Source organism: Pseudomonas costantinii, assembly GCF_001870435.1.
GTDB lineage: Bacteria > Pseudomonadota > Gammaproteobacteria > Pseudomonadales > Pseudomonadaceae > Aquipseudomonas > Aquipseudomonas costantinii.
Window position 1 is genome coordinate 47,259 of the sequence record NZ_MDDR01000028.1, and the last position, 16,008, is coordinate 63,266.

Sequence of the window (16,008 nt, forward strand, 5' to 3'; positions counted from 1 at the left end):
AGAACAATAACAATGCCTGAACACACCGCTCATCCCGCCCGGCGCGACTACAGCCTCACGGGTCCCGAAGCCGCCCGCGCGGCCGAAAAAGGCCTGGTCTCGGCCAGTTGGTACCAGTCGCCCATTTCCCGCAAACGCATGAAAGAACTGATGCAGCGCCGCGACGGCCCGGCCTTGCTCGACACGGCTATTTGGGTACTGGCGTTACTCGCCACCGGCTTGGGCGGCTACTGGTTCTGGGGCTCCTGGGCCTGCGTGCCGTTCTTCCTGGCCTATGGCGTGCTGTACGGCACCGCGTCCAATCCGCGTTGGCACGAAACCGGTCATGGCACCGCGTTCAAGACCCGCTGGATGAATGACGTGCTGTACCAGGTGGCCAGTTTCATGTGCATTTTCGAACCCCATGTATGGCGTTGGAGCCACGCCCGGCACCACACCGATACCATCGTCGTCGGCCGTGACCCGGAGATTGTCGAGCCGCGTCCGCCCAGCCTGCTGATGATGTTCCTCAGCGTGTTCAACCTGCCTCTGGCATGGAAGACCTTCAGCGGCGTGGCGCGTCACGCAATGGGTCAGATGAGCGCCCAGGAGCAGGACTTTATCCCCGAATCCGAGTGGCCCAAGGTGTTCCGTACCGCGCGAATCTGGGTCGGGATTTATGCGCTAGTCATCGGTACCGCGTTGTACCTGCACAGTTGGTTGCCGTTGATGCTGGTGGGCCTGCCGAGTGTCTACGGTGCCTGGCTCGGCTACCTGTTCGGCCTTACCCAGCATGTGGGCTTGGCCGAAGATGTGCTCGACCACCGCAGCAATTGCCGCACCATCTACATGAACCGCGTGCTGCGCTTTATCTACATGAACATGAACTACCACCTCGAACACCACATGTATCCGATGGTGCCGTACCACGCCCTGGCGCAACTCCACGAAGAGATTCGCAGCGACTGCCCGCCGCCGTACGCCAATCTGTTTGAGGCCTACAAGGAAATCATTCCGACGATCTGGAAGCAGCGCAGCGACGCGACCTATTTTGTGCAGCGCCCTGTGGGCCAACGTGCTGAACCCGTCGCGAATACCCCGGTGCATGCCGAAGCCACTGCTGGCTGATTCCCCACCCAACAACAAGAGAAGCTGCCATGAACGATCAATGGATCGATGTCTGCGCCGTGGGCGAAATAGAGGAAGAAGACGTGATGCGCTTCGACCATGGGCCGCACACCTACGCGGTGTTCCGCTCCGCCGACAATGAGTTTTTTGCCACTGCAGGCCTGTGCACTCACGAAAAAATCCACCTGGCCGACGGCCTGGTCATGGACCACGTGATCGAGTGCCCCAAGCACAACGGGCGCTTTGATTACCGCTCTGGCAAGGCCCTCGGTGCGCCGGTGTGCGTCAACCTCAAGACCTACCCGGTACGGGTCGAAGCGGGGCGGGTGTTGCTCGCCGTCACGGCTTGATGATGAACGCACCTCTGATAATCGTCGGGGCCGGCCATGCCGGTGGCCGTGCGGCGCTGACCTTGCGTGACGAAGGCTACGCCGGGCGCCTGATCCTGATCGGCGATGAAGCGCATTTGCCCTACGAGCGGCCGCCGCTGTCCAAAGGCCTGTTGCAGGGCACGATGGACCTGGCGGGTTGCAGCCTGTGCGACAGCGCCCGGCTTGCCGAATTGGGTGTTGAACACATCGCAGGTAACCCCGTCAGCCGGTTGGAGCCGCAGCAACACCGCCTGCAACTGGCCGATGGGCAGTGGCTGCCCTACGCCGGTTTGCTGTTGGCGACCGGGGGCAGGGCACGGCGTTTACCTCAGGAGCAGGCGAATGTGCTTTATCTTCGCACCCACGACGAAGCGTTGGCCCTGCGCGCGGCCTTACGCCCCGGCACACGGCTGGTGATTGTCGGCGGTGGGTTTATCGGTCTGGAAGTGGCGGCGACCGCCCGCAGCCTGGGGTGCGAGGTCACGCTGCTCGAAGCCGGGCCACGACTGGCGGGGAGAGTGCTGCCGCCCGTTATTTGCGAGGCGTTGTTGAATTTGCATCGAGAACAGGGTGTGGATGTACGCTTGAACGTGGCACTGGAGTCCATCCATGCCGACGCCGTGCAACTGATGGACGGGCAGGTTCTGGCGTGCGACCTGGTGGTGGTCGGCATCGGCATGCAACCCAATATCGAACTGGCCGCCGCGGCGGGGCTGGAAGTGGGGCAGGGCATTCGCGTCGACGCGCAGTTGCGAACCAGCGCGCCAAATATCTACGCGGCAGGCGACGTTTGCGAATTTCGCCTGGATGGCCTGTACCAACGCCAGGAAACCTGGCGCAACGCCGAGGCCCAGGGGCGGCATGCAGCCCTGAATCTGTTGGGACGTGAATTGCCGTTCGAGGCGATCCCCGGTTTCTGGTCCGACCAGTACGACTGGGGCTTGCAGACGGTTGGGGGGATCACCCCTCTGATGGTCAGCCGCCCACTGTCGAACGGTGGCTTGCTGCTGTTCTACCTTGATGCCGATCACCGTTTGCAAGGCGCCTGCGGCTGGGCACCCGGCAACAGCGTGGCCAAGGACATCAAGCTGTGTGAACGCCTGATCACCGCTTCTATCCCGTTGAACGAGGCCAACTTGGCGGACCCTGACCTGTCCCTTAAACACTTGCTGCGAGGCTGATATGCGCCAATTCCTGGTATTCCAATCCCTGTGGGCCATGCAAACCGAGCCGGGCTCCCTCGAAGCGCAGTTGGACCGGATCGCCGCCGCCGGGTTTGACGGCATCACCGACCATTACTGGAAGCCCGCCGATGTTGCGCGACTGCACGCCGCCGCCAAGGCCAGGGGGTTGCAGATCGAAGGTCAGCTGTTCCCGCAAAGCGTGGATGACCTGGCCGCCGCGCTGGATGTGATCAGCCGCTACGGGTGTCACCACCTGACCCTGCAAGCCGATGTGCGACCGCGCACTCAGTCTGAAGCAGCCAAGCTGGTCGAAGGTTGGCAGCGCTTGGCCGAGCAGGTCGACTTTCCGGTCCTGCTGGAAACCCACCGTTACCGTCTCACCAACGACCTGCTGTTCACCCTCGACCTGCTGGCGCAAATGCCCGATTTGAAACTACTGGCGGATTTGTCCCACTACGTCGTCGGTCGCGAGTTGCCCGAACCTGGCGCGGCCGAGGACGACGAGCAGATACGCACGATCCTGCGCCACAGCTGGGGTTTTCATGGTCGAGTGGCGAGCAGCGAACAGGTGCAGGTGTCCCTGGATTTCCCCCAGCATCAACCTTGGGTCGACCGCTTTACCGATTGGTGGCGCTACGGAATCGAAGACTGGTTGGCCCGCCCCGACACGCCGCAGAGCCTGTCCTTCACCTGCGAATTGGGCCCGCCACCCTATGCGATCACCGGCGCGGACGGCCGTGAAATCAGCGATCGCTGGGCCGAGGCGCTTAAAATGCAGGCGCTGATTCGCGGGGTGTGGCAGAGCTGTCAGAGATGATCTGCTAATCTGCGCGGGTTCAATCTCGCCCTTAGCCTGTGGACTTTCATCATGAAGACATGCCCTGTTCAGTCGTCCCTTGAACCGCAGTCCGTTTGTAATCCGATCACCAGCAGCGCGATTTTCATGGTTGCGACCTTAGCCCCCGACAATCTCGACGCCGTTCGCGCCTGGTGCGCCGACATCGCCGGGCTGGTGCGTTCGGTGGGTAAGCGAGTGCCGGCGGGTAACCTCACCTGCGTTTGCGGGTTTGGTTCGGATGCATGGGACCGCCTATTCGGCGCACCGCGTCCGGCAGCGCTGCACCCGTTTCGGGAGTTCGGCGTAGAAGGGCGCAAGGCTCCGTCGACCCCGGGTGACATCCTGCTGCATATCCGCGCCGACCAGATGGACCTGTGCTTTGAACTGGCGACCCAATTGATGGCCGCCTTGGGCGACAGCGTGAAGGTGGTGGATGAAGTCCAGGGTTTCCGCTACTTCGATATGCGCAGCATCATCGGTTTTGTCGACGGCACCGAGAACCCGGTGGGGCGCAAGGCGGTGGGCTTCACCATCGTCGGCGATGAAGACCCTGAGTTCAGCGGCGGCAGCTACGTGCTGGTGCAGAAGTACTTGCACAACATGACTGCCTGGAACGGCCTGACCGTGGAAGCCCAGGAGAAGGTAATCGGGCGTACCAAACTGTCGGACATCGAATTGGACGACGAGACCAAGCCGAGCAACTCCCACAGCGCGCTGACCACCCTCACCCAGGACGGTGAAGAAGTGAAGATCTTGCGCGATAACATGCCCTTTGGCCGCCCAGGTGCCGGGGAATTCGGCACCTACTTCATCGGCTACGCGCGTTCACCGGAGCCGCTGGAGCAGATGCTGGAAAACATGTTCGTCGGCCGCCCCGTCGGTAACTACGACCGCTTGCTGGACTTCAGCACGGCGGTCACCGGCGGCCTGTTTTTCGTGCCTTCGGCCGACCTGCTCGAAGCCCTGGCCGACCGCGAAGCTACGGCTTAACTCAACAGCCCGGTGCTGACCGCCACAATCAGAAAGACTCCGAGCAGCGCGCGGTAGATCACGAAAGGCCAGGTGGAGAACCGCTCCAGGAACTTCATCAGGCCCCAGATCGCAAAGAACGCCGAGACGCTGGCGACCACCAGACCGAAGATCAAGTGCGGCCAGGCGTGGGCGGGCATGTCGGCGTGCAGCAGCGCTGACAGCTCTTTCAAACCGGCGAGGGCGATGGCGGGCAGGCCCAGCAGGAAGGAAAAACGCGCAGCTTCTTCACGCTTGAAGTTGAGGAACAGCGCAGCGGTCAGCGTGGAGCCCGAACGCGATACACCTGGAATCAACGCACCAATCTGCGCAACGCCCACAATCAACGCATCGCGCAGGCGCATTTCACTCACTTCACGGGTGTGGCGCGCACGCAGCTCGGCGACTGCCAGCAACACCGCCATGACCACACAGGAAATGCCGATCACCATCAGGCCGCGCAACGGCGAGTTGCAGGTATTCAGGGTCGAGGACAAGGCCAGGCCTGCGATGCCAATCGGGATGGTCGCCAACACAATTGCCACCGCCAACTTGAACCAGCGGTCGTTGTAGTCACCTCGGCGCACCGCGCTGATGCTGCCGGTGGTCACCTGGCGTACATCGCGCCAGAAGTAACTGACCACCGCCGCCAGCGCCGCCAATTGCATGGCTGCTGAAAACGCCGAGCCAGGGTCTTGCCAGCCGAGCAGCGCCGGTACCACACGCATGTGGGCCGTGGAGGACACCGGCAGTAGCTCGGTGATGCCCTGGATCACGCCCAGGATGAATATCTGCAGGTAATCCAGGGAGGCAAAGCCCACATCCAAGCCGGCGGAACAGACGTTGGTCAAAATAGGTGTCCTTGAGAAAAAGGTGGAAGCTAACGAAGTTTATTCTAAATGTTTCAGGATTTTGGGCGGGACACGACAAATCCGCAACCGGTTCAGCAAATAGAAAGGTTATGCAATGTATTGGCCTGCGCCAGGGTTTTGTGAACAATGGCGCCCTGCGTTTTTTGACCGAGAGCCCCATGCCTGAAACCACCGTCGAACTGATCCAGACTGGCCCTGAAGAGGCTGAGCTGATTCGCAACCTTTACCAGTATTACGCCTACGAGTCCTCGGACTGGGAGCAAGAAGATGTAGACGCGGATGGCCGTTTCTATATTCATGACGAACATTTGGCCCGCTACTGGCAAGACCCGCAATGGAGCGCCAACCTGCTGCTGGTCGATGGCTTTATCGCCGGGTTCCTGTTGATCGAAGGCAGCGAGTTACCGGGTATGGACGCCCTGGAGTTGGCTGACCTGTTTATTCTCAAGCGTTATCGCCGCAAGGGTATAGGCCGTGCCATTGCTACCCAAGTGCTGTGCAGTGGTGAGGCCAATTGGTTGGTGCGTTTCTATGACCAGGATGAAGTGTCCCAGGCGTTCTGGCGTTCGGTGCTGGATAACCTGCCGCGCCCGGTGCAGACGATCGAGCTGGAGGATGATCCGCAGTTGGTGAGTTACTTGATTACGCGGGCGGCGTTGCATTAACAGCCTGCTCATTGCCTGAGGGGGCATAGGTATTTACACCTGGTTTTTATGGCTTGTGAGTACATATCCGTTGTTTGGGTAACGGCGGCTATTGGTTTCGCCCTTACGGCGACTCACTTTGGAAAAGCCCCAAAGTAAGCAAAGGGCTCTTGCCCCACCACTCGGCACCTCGCTGTGGCTCGGTGCCGAGTGGTGGGGCAAGAGCCCTTTGCTTACTTTTGGGGCTCTTTTCCAAAAGTGACCCGTTGTAAGAGCGGAACCAATAGCCGCCATGACCCAAACAACGGATATGTACTCAGCAAACCAGCACACCCTCTAGAACCCAAAGCATAAGAAAGATGTGTAGAGACCGATGCTTACCGGTACGAAACCGGATTCGTATCGATTACCCGGTGTACGCCAGCTAATCACACCACCCGCAACACAATCTTGCCAATATGATCCCCGCCTTCCATCCGGGCATGAGCCTGATCAGCCTCGGTGTAGCCAAACACCTGGTCGATCATCGGCAGGCAACGCCCCGCCGACAGCACCGGCCACACATGTTCACGCAGTTGGTCGGCGATGGCCGCTTTCTCATCCCGGGTGCGCGCACGCAGCAGCGAGCCGGTGATGACCGCGCGTTTGGCCATGATGGTCAGCAGGTCAACCTCATTGGCCTTGGCGCCGCCGAGGAAGCCCAGCATCACCAGGCGCCCGTCCATGCCCAGGGCCTTGAGATTGTTGTTGAGGTACGAGCCACCCATGATGTCGAGAATCACATTCACACCCTGGCCGCCGGTTTTCTCGGCGATGACCTCGGCGAAATCCTGCTCGCGGTAGTTGATCGCTTCAGCGCCCAAGGCGCGGATGGCGGCGCATTTGTCTTCGCTGCCGGCGGTGGCAAACGCTTCGATACCGAACTCACGGCACAGCATCAAAGCGGTAGTGCCGATACCGCTGGTGCCGCCATGGATCAGCACGCGCTGGCCTTTGTGTGCGCCACCCATGCCGAACAGGTTGGCCCACACGGTGAAGAAAGTTTCCGGAATCGCCGCAGCTTGAATCCACTCCATTCCATCAGGGAGCGGCAGCGCCTGACTGGCGGGCACCACGCAATATTGCGCGTAGCCGCCGCCGTTGGTCAGGGCGCAGACCCTGTCGCCCACGCGGTATTGCGTCACGCCATCGCCCAGCGCAATCACCTCACCGGCCACTTCCAGCCCTGGAATCAGGCTCATACCCGGCTTCATCGGGTACTTGCCTGCGCGTTGCAACGCGTCGGGGCGGTTAACCCCGGCGGCGTGCACCTGAATCAGGATCTCGCCGGTAGACGGGGAGGGCAGCGGTACCTGTCGTGGCTTCAACACCTCTGGGCCGCCAGGGGTGGTGATTTCAATCAGGGTCATTTCTTGAGGAAGAGGCATTTGAACATTCCTGTAGCGATGAACGTATGGGGTGGGACCGTGGCCAGCAGTCGGCGGTGCTGAGTATTTCTCTATGGCGCCCAGCATACCGAGAACCGCTGATGCAATAATGCTGCGATTACACTGCATTGCGATGCAAATGTGCATCAAGAGGGGCGAAGATGAATTGGGATGATGCACGGGTGTTCCTGGCGGTGTGTCGTGAGTCGACGCTACGTGGCGCTGCGCGTGTGCTGGGGGTGGACCAGGCCACCGTTGGTCGGCGTATCAACGCCCTGGAAAAATCCCTGAGTGCGACATTGTTTTTGCGCACCTCCGAGGGCTATGTGCTGACCGCTGTCGGTGAAGCCGCCTTGCTCTCGGTGGAAAAAATGGAGCGCTCAGCCTTGGACCTGGAGCGCCAGATTCAAGGCTTGGATGATCGCCTGACCGGTACTGTACGGGTCAGCACCACCGACTCAATGGCCATCGACTTCCTGATCCCGGCCATTGCCTGCCTGCACGACAAACACCCAGATGTACGCGTGCAACTGGATGCCTCCACCCAGATTCTCAGCCTGGCCAAGCGCGAAGCCGATATTGCCGTGCGCAACACTCGCCCAGACAACCCCGACCTGATCGCCCGCCGTATCGCCCGCTGGCCAGTGGGCCTGTTTGCATCCCAAACCTATATTGATCGTCATGGCGTGCCGCAGCCCGGCAGCCTGTTTGAAGGCCATGATCTGGTGGTCTATCAACCGCACCTGCAAAGCCAAAAGGACATGACCCTGGTCTGCGAACCCTTGGGGCGTGGGCGCATTGTTGCGGCGCTGAGTTCCAGCCTGTTGGTGCGCCGCTCCATTGCCGCCGGCCTGGGTATCGGCGAGATTCCACTGCATATCGGCGAGCGGGATGGGTTGGTGCGCCTGTGGCCAGAGCGCACCCGGCCACTGCCCTACGACGTATGGCTGGTGACCCACGCCGACTTGCGCCACACCGCGAGGGTTCGGGTGGTGATCGATGAAATCGTCGCGGCGTTTGCCGGTACAGGGGATTAAGGTCAGCACAGGCTTGCAAGCCCGAGGACACCTCAACGGACACAATCGATGTCGCTCATTTTTTTAGGACGTCGTTTATGAACGCATCAAAAAGTCAGGACCTCGGGCTGCTGTTTCTACGGGGCAGCGCAGGGCTGTTTTTGCTGTGGGTGCACGGCTTACCCAAACTGCTGCATTACAGCGAACAGTTGGCGTTGATCGAAGACCCGTTCCACCTCGGTGCCCACATCACATTGTTGCTGGCGATTTTCGCCGAAGTGTTGTGTCCGCTGCTGATCATCGCCGGGGTGATGGTGCGCCTGGCGTGCTTGCCGATCCTGTGTGTATTGCTGGTGGCATTGCTGGTGGTGCATCCAGAGTGGAGCTTGTTTGAGGGGCAGTTCGGCTGGTTGTTGTTGATCATTTTCACCAGCCTGCTGATCAGTGGGCCGGGTCGTTTGGCCCTCAGCCAGCGTTTTTCCTGACAAAAAAAGGCCGGGCAAGCCCGGCCAAATAAGGAGAGCGTGTTTCAGCGGTTCAGGAACGCCAGCAGGTCTTCATTCAGCGCCTGAGCGTGTGTGACGGCAAAACCGTGCGGTGCATCCTTGTAGACCTTCAGCTCTGCACCCTTGATCAGCTGTGCCGCCACTTTGCCGGTGGTCTCGAACGGTACGATCTGGTCGCCATCACCGTGGATGACCAGGGTCGGCACGTCGATCTTGGCCATGTCCGGGCGGAAGTCGGTTTGCGAGAAGGCGGTAACGCAATCCACGGTGGATTTGAGCGAGGCCTGCAGGGCGATTTGCAAGGTCTGGGTCAGCACGCCTTCGGAGACGGTCTGGCCCTTGTTGAGGCCGAAGAATGGGGCATTGAAGTCGGCGATGAACTGCGCGCGGTCCTTCAGCAGCCCGGCCTTGATACCGTCGAACACTTCGGTCGGCACGCCCTGCGGGTAATCCGGTTTCTGGCCGAAGATCGGGGTGACGGCACCCAGCAGCACCAGGCCGGCGACACGCGCGCTGCCATGATTTGCGATATAGCGTGTCACGTCGCCGCCACCCATGGAGAAGCCCACCAGGGTCACGTCTTTGAGGTCCAGGTGTTCGATCAACTGGGCGATATCGTCGGCGAAGGTGTTGTAGTCGTTGCCGGTCCACGGCTGGTCCGAGCGGCCAAAGCCACGGCGGTCAAACGCGAGGGTGCGAAAGCCACGGCTGCTCAGGTATTCCATCTGGTATTCCCACATGTCGGCATCCAGCGGCCAGCCATGGCTGAACAGCACGGGCTTGCCGCTGCCCCAGTCCTTGAAATAGATCTGTGTACCGTCTTTGGCAACGAATGTGCTCATGGAAAACTCCTTGGAGGGTGGGCAAAAAAGCTCAGCCTCACTATTGCGGTAAACCGGACGAAGGGCTTGTATGGGTGTGCTCGGTTGGGCTTACCAACTGAACTTCAGCTCCACACCCAAGTAATTACTGTCATCGCCACCGGCATCGCGCAGGGTCTTGCCCACCGCGTAATGCACCGCTTCGACAGCGCCGGTGAGGTTGGGGGTAAAGCTGTAGTCGGTGCGCAGTTGGGTGTAGGCGCCCGTCCAGCGATCACCCTGGCCGGCGGTTCCGGCAACGGGCACATTCGGCTGGGTGTACACCGCGTCGCTGGTGGTTTGGCGCCAGAGCAGGCCGACGGCGGTTTGCACGCTTAGCTTGTCGATGGGCTTGACCGTGATTGACGGCTTTACGTGGATAAGGTTGCTGTAGCCCGTGTACCCCGCCAGAGAGAAGTAGTAACCGTTGGGGAACAGCGGATTGAAGGTGCCGACGGTGCCGTCACCGGCTTTGCGGTCGCCCGAGGCGATATCCAGTTGCAGGCCAAGTCGCGGTTTCCAGGCCAGGCTGTCGAAGGTATAGCCCGTGCGGCTGCCGCCCGCCCAGGCGCGAATAGTCTTACTGCCCACGGAGCCGCTTTGCAGCATGGCTTCGATGTCCCAGTCGAACCCCATTGCCGCGCCGGCCAAGCGTGTATCGAGCAGGTGGCGGGTCTCATTGCCGTCGGCGTCCAGGTAATGGGCGGCGCTGCGTTCGTAAACGCCGTAGTAGGCCGACAGCTCATTCTTGCCGTCCACCAGCCGCTCGACCCGCAGCATATGAAAGCGCAAGTCGCCGTTGGATTTATCGTCGAAGTGTCGATCATCCTGGTACTGCACCGGCTGGCTGGCGAGGCCGATAAAGCGCCAGTTGGACGTCTCCCAATCGGCCCACAACGCATCAAAGGACTGCCGCACATTCGGGCCGTCCCGTGAGGAGATGAAACGCTGCAGGTCGAAGGCAAAATCCTGGCGCCCGGCACGCGCCTTGAGAGTGCCGGAGTTGAAGGTTTTAACGTATTCGGCAAATGCCAGGCGCAGGTCGAGGCGGTTCTGGTCGGCGCTGCTGACAGATGTCTTGTCGTAGGCCCGCGCATCCTCTAGCTGAGTGAACACTCGCCAGTTCTCGTTCAAGTGCAGGTCGGCGTGCACCTGGAAGCGCTGGATCAAATAGCTATCACGTTTCACGTTCTTCACGCCGAAACCGCTGGCGTCGTTCACCTCGAAACGCTCGCGTAGCGTCGCGCCCAGAGACAGGTAGGTGAACGGATTGGCACTGGACAGCGGGATGTACTTCAAGTTATCCAGCGGTTGTGTGCGCAACGCAGGGTTTTGCAACACCGACCAGTCTTCCTGCCAGCGGTTGGTCATGATGACCGGTCGCGTCGGTTGATCGTCAGCGTGGACACTGCCCGCGAGCAGTGGCCACAGCACGGCCAGGCCCCAGCCTTTGCGGCGAGTCATTGGCAGGCGCTCACTTGGCTGCGTTGAGTTGGTGAATCTCCGCGACGTAACCGCCCGGGAACTCAACCAATGCACTGCGCCGGCCTTTGCTCTCGAAGGCAGGCACTAACACGTTGGCGCCGGAACCGGTGGCTTTGCCCAGCGTGGTGGTCAGGTCAGTCACCTGGTAACCGGTGGTCTCATGGCCGAAGGGGTAGGGCAGTTGACCATTAGTGACCAGCACCGCCATACGCCCGAACGGCGACTCAATATCGACGCGACGGTAGGTACCGCCGGCTTGGCCGATATCGACGGCGGACGCATGTTTATCATCGGCCAGAACTTTGCCATGGGAGAAACCCAGGAATGATTTGATAAAAGTGTCCGCACGGTCGGCGGAGAGGTATATGCGGTTTTCCGGTACGGTCTGGAAGGGCGCGTAGTCCGGGGTCTTGGTGTGCCAGTAAAGTTGCATATTCACGCCGCCTGGCCACTGCACCACGGCATCACGCCCGATCGGATCAGGGAAGTCGCTGACGATCACCGATGCACCGTTTTCCCGGGCAGCCTTGAGCGCGACGTCCATGTCCTTGACCAGGTAACCGTTACGCTCCTGGCCAAAGGGATGCGGGATCGGGGTGGTAAAACCGAACAGCGACACCGTGCCTGCGGGCGTCTGCAGCAATTGCGAGGTCGTGCTGCTGGGCACCGGCAATACGTTCACGACGACCTGGGCCGTACTTTTACCACCGAAAGTGGCAAGGAAACTCTGGGAGAAACGTTCTACATCCCCCGGCGCGACATAGACGTGGCTGGTGTCATATTGTGGCGCCACGGCCACGGCCGATGTTGCCGCAAAGGCGTTGCCCATCATCTGCCCGGTCAGCAGCGCCAAGGTCAGGGATACCGTCATCACTCGTTTGCACATGCCCACTCTCCACGACGTTCAAGATGATCGAAAGCCACGAGCTTAGGCGCACGACGGTGGGGCCGATTGTACGGACGTGCTCGGTTGAACGGTTTAGCGTCTATGCTGGTCCACTGACCTCTACCGTCAGATCAACAGGTGAACCAAATGGCCAAGACATACAGCTACGCCGCTCGGGATTCCAAGGATTCGCTCAAGCCTTTTACCTTCGAGCGCCGTGCGCCAGGGGCTGACGACGTACAGATCGACATTTTATTTTGCGGGGTCTGTCACTCCGACCTGCACACCGCCCGCAACGAGTGGCACAACACCCTGTACCCCTCGGTGCCCGGTCATGAAATCGTCGGCCGCGTCACGGCGGTCGGCGCCAATGTGACGAAGTTCAAGGTGGGCGACCTGGCTGGTGTCGGCTGTATGGTCGACAGCTGCCAGGCGTGCGCCTCCTGCGCTGAAGGCGAGGAGCAATATTGCGAGAGCGGCTTTACCGGCACTTACAACGGGCCGGTGTTCGGTGGGGAAAATACCTTCGGCGGCTATTCGGACAACATCGTGGTCAAGGAGAAGTTCGTGCTGCGCATCTCCCACGGTGATGCCAACCTGGCGGCCGTGGCGCCGTTGCTGTGCGCCGGCATCACCACCTATTCGCCGCTGCATCACTGGAAGGTAGGGCCCGGCAAGAAAGTCGGCGTGGTAGGTCTCGGTGGCCTCGGGCACATGGCGGTCAAAATTGCCCATGCCATGGGCGCGCATGTGACGCTCTTTACCACCTCACCGAACAAGCGCGAAGACGGCCTGCGGCTGGGGGCCGACCAAGTGGTGGTGTCAAAAAACGCCGACGAAATGGCCAAGGTCACCAATAGCCTGGACTTTATCCTCAACACCGTCGCCGCGCCCCACAACCTCGATGCTTTCATCAACCTGCTCAAGCGCGACGGCACCATGACCCTGGTCGGCGCGCCCGACAGCCCGCATCCATCTCCCGGCGTGTTCAACCTGATCTTCAAGCGTCGCAGTTTGGCCGGCTCGCTGATTGGCGGTATTCAGGAAACCCAGGACATGCTGGACTTCTGCGCGAAGCACAAGATTGTCTCGGACATCGAGATGATCGATATCCAAGGCATCAATGAAGCCTATGAGCGGATGCTCAAGGGTGATGTGAAGTATCGGTTCGTGATCGATATAGCGAGTTTGAAGAAGGAAAGCCACGCGGCTTGAAACACACGCTACCGCTCGATTGAGATCCACTGTGGGAGGGAGCAAGTCCCTCCTGCAGTTTTGATTGCATCTCAGCCGGCGTGCTTGAGGGTCTCGCTGGGCAGCTCTTTGAACAGTGCCCGATAGCTGTTGGAAAACCGCCCCAAATGCCAGAACGACCAATTCATCGCCACCTGCGCCACGGTGGTGTCGGCGCCACTCAACAACTCCCGCCGCGCGCCATTCAAGCGGCGCAACCGCAACCACTGCGCCGGGCTCATCCCGGTGTAGGTCTTGAACCCTTGTTGCAAGTGGCGCAAGGGCACACCAGCAATCTGCGCCAGCTCCAACAGGTTCACGGTTTCATCCGGTGCATCCGCCGCCCATTCGCCAATGCGCGACATCAACCGGCGTTCGTCGCTGCGCCGCTGCAACGAGCTGCGGTCCAGGCATACACAGGCGTTGTCGAGGATAAACAGGCAATCGTCCAGCAGTTGCTGGGTGAGGGCGTCGCGGCTGATGGGGTCGGTGATGGCGGACAAACGCGTCAATGTTCCACTGAGCCAGCGGGTGAACAGCGCATTCTGCCCGCAGGTCAGCGGCGCCAGGAACAGGCCTTCGAGTCTCGCCATATCCAAGCCATGGCGCTGCACGAATTGCGGGCCGAACACCACCGCCACTTCTCGGTAGTTTTCCGGGGTGATCCAGGTGTTGTGGCTTTCACCATTGAGCATGTACAGCGCGTTGTCGCTGCCGTCGAAACAGAACGCCAATGAACCCGGCGGCGCGTTGAAATGCTGCTCCACGCGGGTGTTCATGCACTCTTCGTACACCTGTACGCCTTGCAGGTCTAGGTAGCGAATCTGCCCGGAAAAATGCCCGGGAGACATTTGCTGGTACTGCTGTACCCAACCGGGTGTCGCACTGCATTGAGCGGCCACATCACCGGTGGTGAAGGCCTGTACGCGCAAAGCTGTTGCCTGTGTCATGGGTGATCCGTGCGCACTCTATTGGTGCGTTATGGTTCGTGCAAAGTGGATAGATGCCCGTTGAAGGCTGGCTCAAGATAGACCTCAATGCGCCGGGAGTACAAGTCGGCGCAGCATCCAACTCATGACGAGGTCCTTATGAACGCCCCCTTCGATCAGCTGTCCGCCTGGCTGAAAGAACACAAGATTACCGAAGTCGAATGCGTGATCAGTGATTTGACTGGCATCGCACGCGGCAAGATTGCGCCTACCAACAAGTTCCTGCATGAGCGAGGCATGCGCCTGCCGGAAAGTGTATTGCTGCAAACGGTGACCGGGGACTTTGTCGATGACGATGTCTACTACGACCTGCTGGACCCGGCCGATATCGACATGATCTGCCGCCCGGTGTCCAACGCCACTTACGTAGTGCCATGGGCTATCGAACCCACCGCGATTGTGATCCACGACACCTTCGACAAGCAGGGCAATCCCATCGAATTGTCGCCGCGCAACGTGCTGAAAAAGGTCTTGCAGCTCTATACCGACAAGGGCTGGCAGCCGATTGTCGCGCCGGAGATGGAGTTCTACCTGACTCAGCGCTGCGAAGACCCGGACTTGCCGCTGAAAACCCCGGTCGGCCGCTCCGGTCGCGCCGAAACCGGCCGCCAGTCGTTTTCCATCGACGCCGCCAACGAATTCGACCCGCTGTTCGAAGACGTCTACGACTGGTGCGAAGCCCAAGGCCTGGACCTCGATACGCTGATTCACGAAGACGGCCCGGCGCAGATGGAAATCAACTTTCGGCACGGCGATGCTCTCGACCTGGCCGACCAGATCACCGTGTTCAAACGCACCCTGCGTGAAGCCGCGCTCAAGCACAACGTGGCCGCCACCTTCATGGCCAAACCGGTGGCCGACGAGCCGGGCAGCGCCATGCACCTGCACCAGAGTGTGGTGGATATCGCCACCGGCAAGCCGGTGTTTGTCGACGCTGACGGCAAGATGAGCCAGCTGTTTTTGCATCACATCGGCGGCCTGCAAAAGTACATCCCCAAGTTGCTGCCGATGTTCGCGCCCAACGTGAACTCGTTCCGCCGCTTTTTGCCGGACACCTCGGCGCCGGTCAACGTCGAGTGGGGCGAAGAAAACCGCACCGTCGGCCTGCGCGTGCCTACCTCCAGCCCTGATGCGATGCGGGTGGAAAACCGCCTGCCGGGCGCTGATGCCAACCCGTACCTGGCGATTGCCGCCAGCTTGTTGTGCGGCTACTTGGGCATGATCGAAAAGATCGAGCCGAGTGCTCCGGTGGAAGGTCGCGCCTATGAGCGCCGCAACCTGCGCCTGCCATTCACCCTCGAAGATGCGCTGGCGCGGATGGAGGATTGCGACACGGTCAAGCAGTACCTGGGTGACAAGTTCGTGCGCGGCTACGTCGCGGTGAAACGCGCCGAGCATGAGAATTTCAAGCGGGTGATCAGTTCCTGGGAGCGTGAGTTCCTACTCCTCAGTGTCTGACAGTATTGACGCGCCTCAACCCGCCCCGTAGCAGCTGTCGAGCTTTAGCGAGGCTGCGTTGGGGCCCCGCAGTTGTGTCTGATACATCGCTACGCAGCCTCGCTGGCGCTCGACAGCTGCTACG

Annotated in this window: 16 protein-coding genes; 10 read left to right on the forward strand and 6 right to left on the reverse strand. The window is 60.5% G+C overall.

All coding sequences use genetic code 11. The annotated features are described in order from the left end of the window. Positions 1–12 precede the first annotated feature (12 nt). Genes BFL40_RS13950 through BFL40_RS13970 form a run of 5 tightly spaced genes read left to right on the forward strand, consistent with a single transcriptional unit; the run spans position 13 to position 4,490 of the window. A complete protein-coding gene (locus BFL40_RS13950) occupies positions 13–1,107 on the forward strand; it encodes a fatty acid desaturase family protein (protein ID WP_071484543.1) in 1,095 nt (364 codons plus the stop codon). Between the two features lie 29 nt (positions 1,108–1,136). After that, positions 1,137–1,457 carry a MocE family 2Fe-2S type ferredoxin gene (locus tag BFL40_RS13955; protein ID WP_071484544.1) on the forward strand — a complete coding sequence of 107 codons (321 nt, stop codon included), beginning with the start codon at positions 1,137–1,139 and terminating at the stop codon, positions 1,455–1,457. A gap of 2 nt (positions 1,458–1,459) precedes the next feature. Beyond that, a complete protein-coding gene (locus tag BFL40_RS13960; protein WP_071484545.1) occupies positions 1,460–2,659 on the forward strand; it encodes an NAD(P)/FAD-dependent oxidoreductase in 1,200 nt (399 codons plus the stop codon). A gap of 1 nt (position 2,660) precedes the next feature. Continuing rightward, the gene (locus tag BFL40_RS13965; protein WP_071484546.1) at positions 2,661–3,479 is read left to right on the forward strand and encodes a sugar phosphate isomerase/epimerase family protein; all 819 of its coding nucleotides are present in this window, start codon (positions 2,661–2,663) and stop codon (positions 3,477–3,479) included. Between the two features lie 51 nt (positions 3,480–3,530). After that, positions 3,531–4,490, forward strand: coding sequence for a Dyp-type peroxidase (locus BFL40_RS13970; protein WP_071484547.1), 960 nt, complete (start codon positions 3,531–3,533; stop codon positions 4,488–4,490). On the opposite strand, the gene BFL40_RS13975 is transcribed toward BFL40_RS13970, so the two are convergent. Next, positions 4,487–5,359, reverse strand: a complete 873-nt coding sequence (locus BFL40_RS13975; protein ID WP_071484548.1) for an undecaprenyl-diphosphate phosphatase — start codon at positions 5,357–5,359, stop codon at positions 4,487–4,489. The two genes, BFL40_RS13970 and BFL40_RS13975, sit on opposite strands and share 4 nt — an antisense overlap. Before the next feature lie 179 nt (positions 5,360–5,538). Here BFL40_RS13975 and BFL40_RS13980 point away from each other — a divergent pair, with 179 nt between their 5' ends. Next, a complete protein-coding gene (locus BFL40_RS13980) occupies positions 5,539–6,045 on the forward strand; it encodes a GNAT family N-acetyltransferase (protein WP_071484627.1) in 507 nt (168 codons plus the stop codon). 407 nt (positions 6,046–6,452) lie between these two features. Here the strand turns inward: BFL40_RS13980 and BFL40_RS13985 are convergent, their stop codons facing one another. Continuing rightward, positions 6,453–7,451, reverse strand: coding sequence for an NAD(P)H-quinone oxidoreductase (locus BFL40_RS13985; protein ID WP_071484549.1), 999 nt, complete (start codon positions 7,449–7,451; stop codon positions 6,453–6,455). Between the two features lie 161 nt (positions 7,452–7,612). Here BFL40_RS13985 and BFL40_RS13990 point away from each other — a divergent pair, with 161 nt between their 5' ends. Both BFL40_RS13990 and BFL40_RS13995 read left to right on the forward strand, forming a co-directional pair. Then, positions 7,613–8,488, forward strand: a complete 876-nt coding sequence (locus BFL40_RS13990) for a LysR family transcriptional regulator (protein WP_071484550.1) — start codon at positions 7,613–7,615, stop codon at positions 8,486–8,488. A gap of 77 nt (positions 8,489–8,565) precedes the next feature. After that, on the forward strand, positions 8,566–8,952 hold the full coding sequence (locus tag BFL40_RS13995) for a DoxX family protein (RefSeq protein WP_071484551.1): 387 nt from the start codon (positions 8,566–8,568) through the stop codon (positions 8,950–8,952). A gap of 44 nt (positions 8,953–8,996) precedes the next feature. Here the strand turns inward: BFL40_RS13995 and BFL40_RS14000 are convergent, their stop codons facing one another. From BFL40_RS14000 to BFL40_RS14010, 3 genes are all read right to left on the reverse strand, one after another. Continuing rightward, complete coding sequence (locus BFL40_RS14000; RefSeq protein ID WP_071484552.1) at positions 8,997–9,815, reverse strand: alpha/beta fold hydrolase; 819 nt, start codon at positions 9,813–9,815, stop codon at positions 8,997–8,999. 90 nt (positions 9,816–9,905) lie between these two features. Then, a complete protein-coding gene (locus BFL40_RS14005; RefSeq protein WP_071484553.1) occupies positions 9,906–11,297 on the reverse strand; it encodes an alginate export family protein in 1,392 nt (463 codons plus the stop codon). A gap of 10 nt (positions 11,298–11,307) precedes the next feature. Next, a complete protein-coding gene (locus BFL40_RS14010; protein WP_071484554.1) occupies positions 11,308–12,204 on the reverse strand; it encodes a glyoxalase in 897 nt (298 codons plus the stop codon). Between the two features lie 147 nt (positions 12,205–12,351). Between BFL40_RS14010 and BFL40_RS14015 the strand changes: the two genes are divergently transcribed. Continuing rightward, a complete protein-coding gene (locus tag BFL40_RS14015; RefSeq protein ID WP_071484555.1) occupies positions 12,352–13,419 on the forward strand; it encodes an NAD(P)-dependent alcohol dehydrogenase in 1,068 nt (355 codons plus the stop codon). Between the two features lie 71 nt (positions 13,420–13,490). On the opposite strand, the gene BFL40_RS14020 is transcribed toward BFL40_RS14015, so the two are convergent. Continuing rightward, positions 13,491–14,387 (reverse strand): helix-turn-helix domain-containing protein, encoded by an 897-nt coding sequence (locus BFL40_RS14020; RefSeq protein WP_071484556.1) that lies wholly within the window; start codon positions 14,385–14,387, stop codon positions 13,491–13,493. A gap of 138 nt (positions 14,388–14,525) precedes the next feature. On the opposite strand from BFL40_RS14020, the gene BFL40_RS14025 reads away from it, so the two are divergent. Continuing rightward, positions 14,526–15,884: a glutamine synthetase family protein gene (locus BFL40_RS14025; protein WP_071484557.1), complete on the forward strand. Its 1,359-nt coding sequence runs from the start codon at positions 14,526–14,528 to the stop codon at positions 15,882–15,884. Positions 15,885–16,008: the final 124 nt, after the last annotated feature.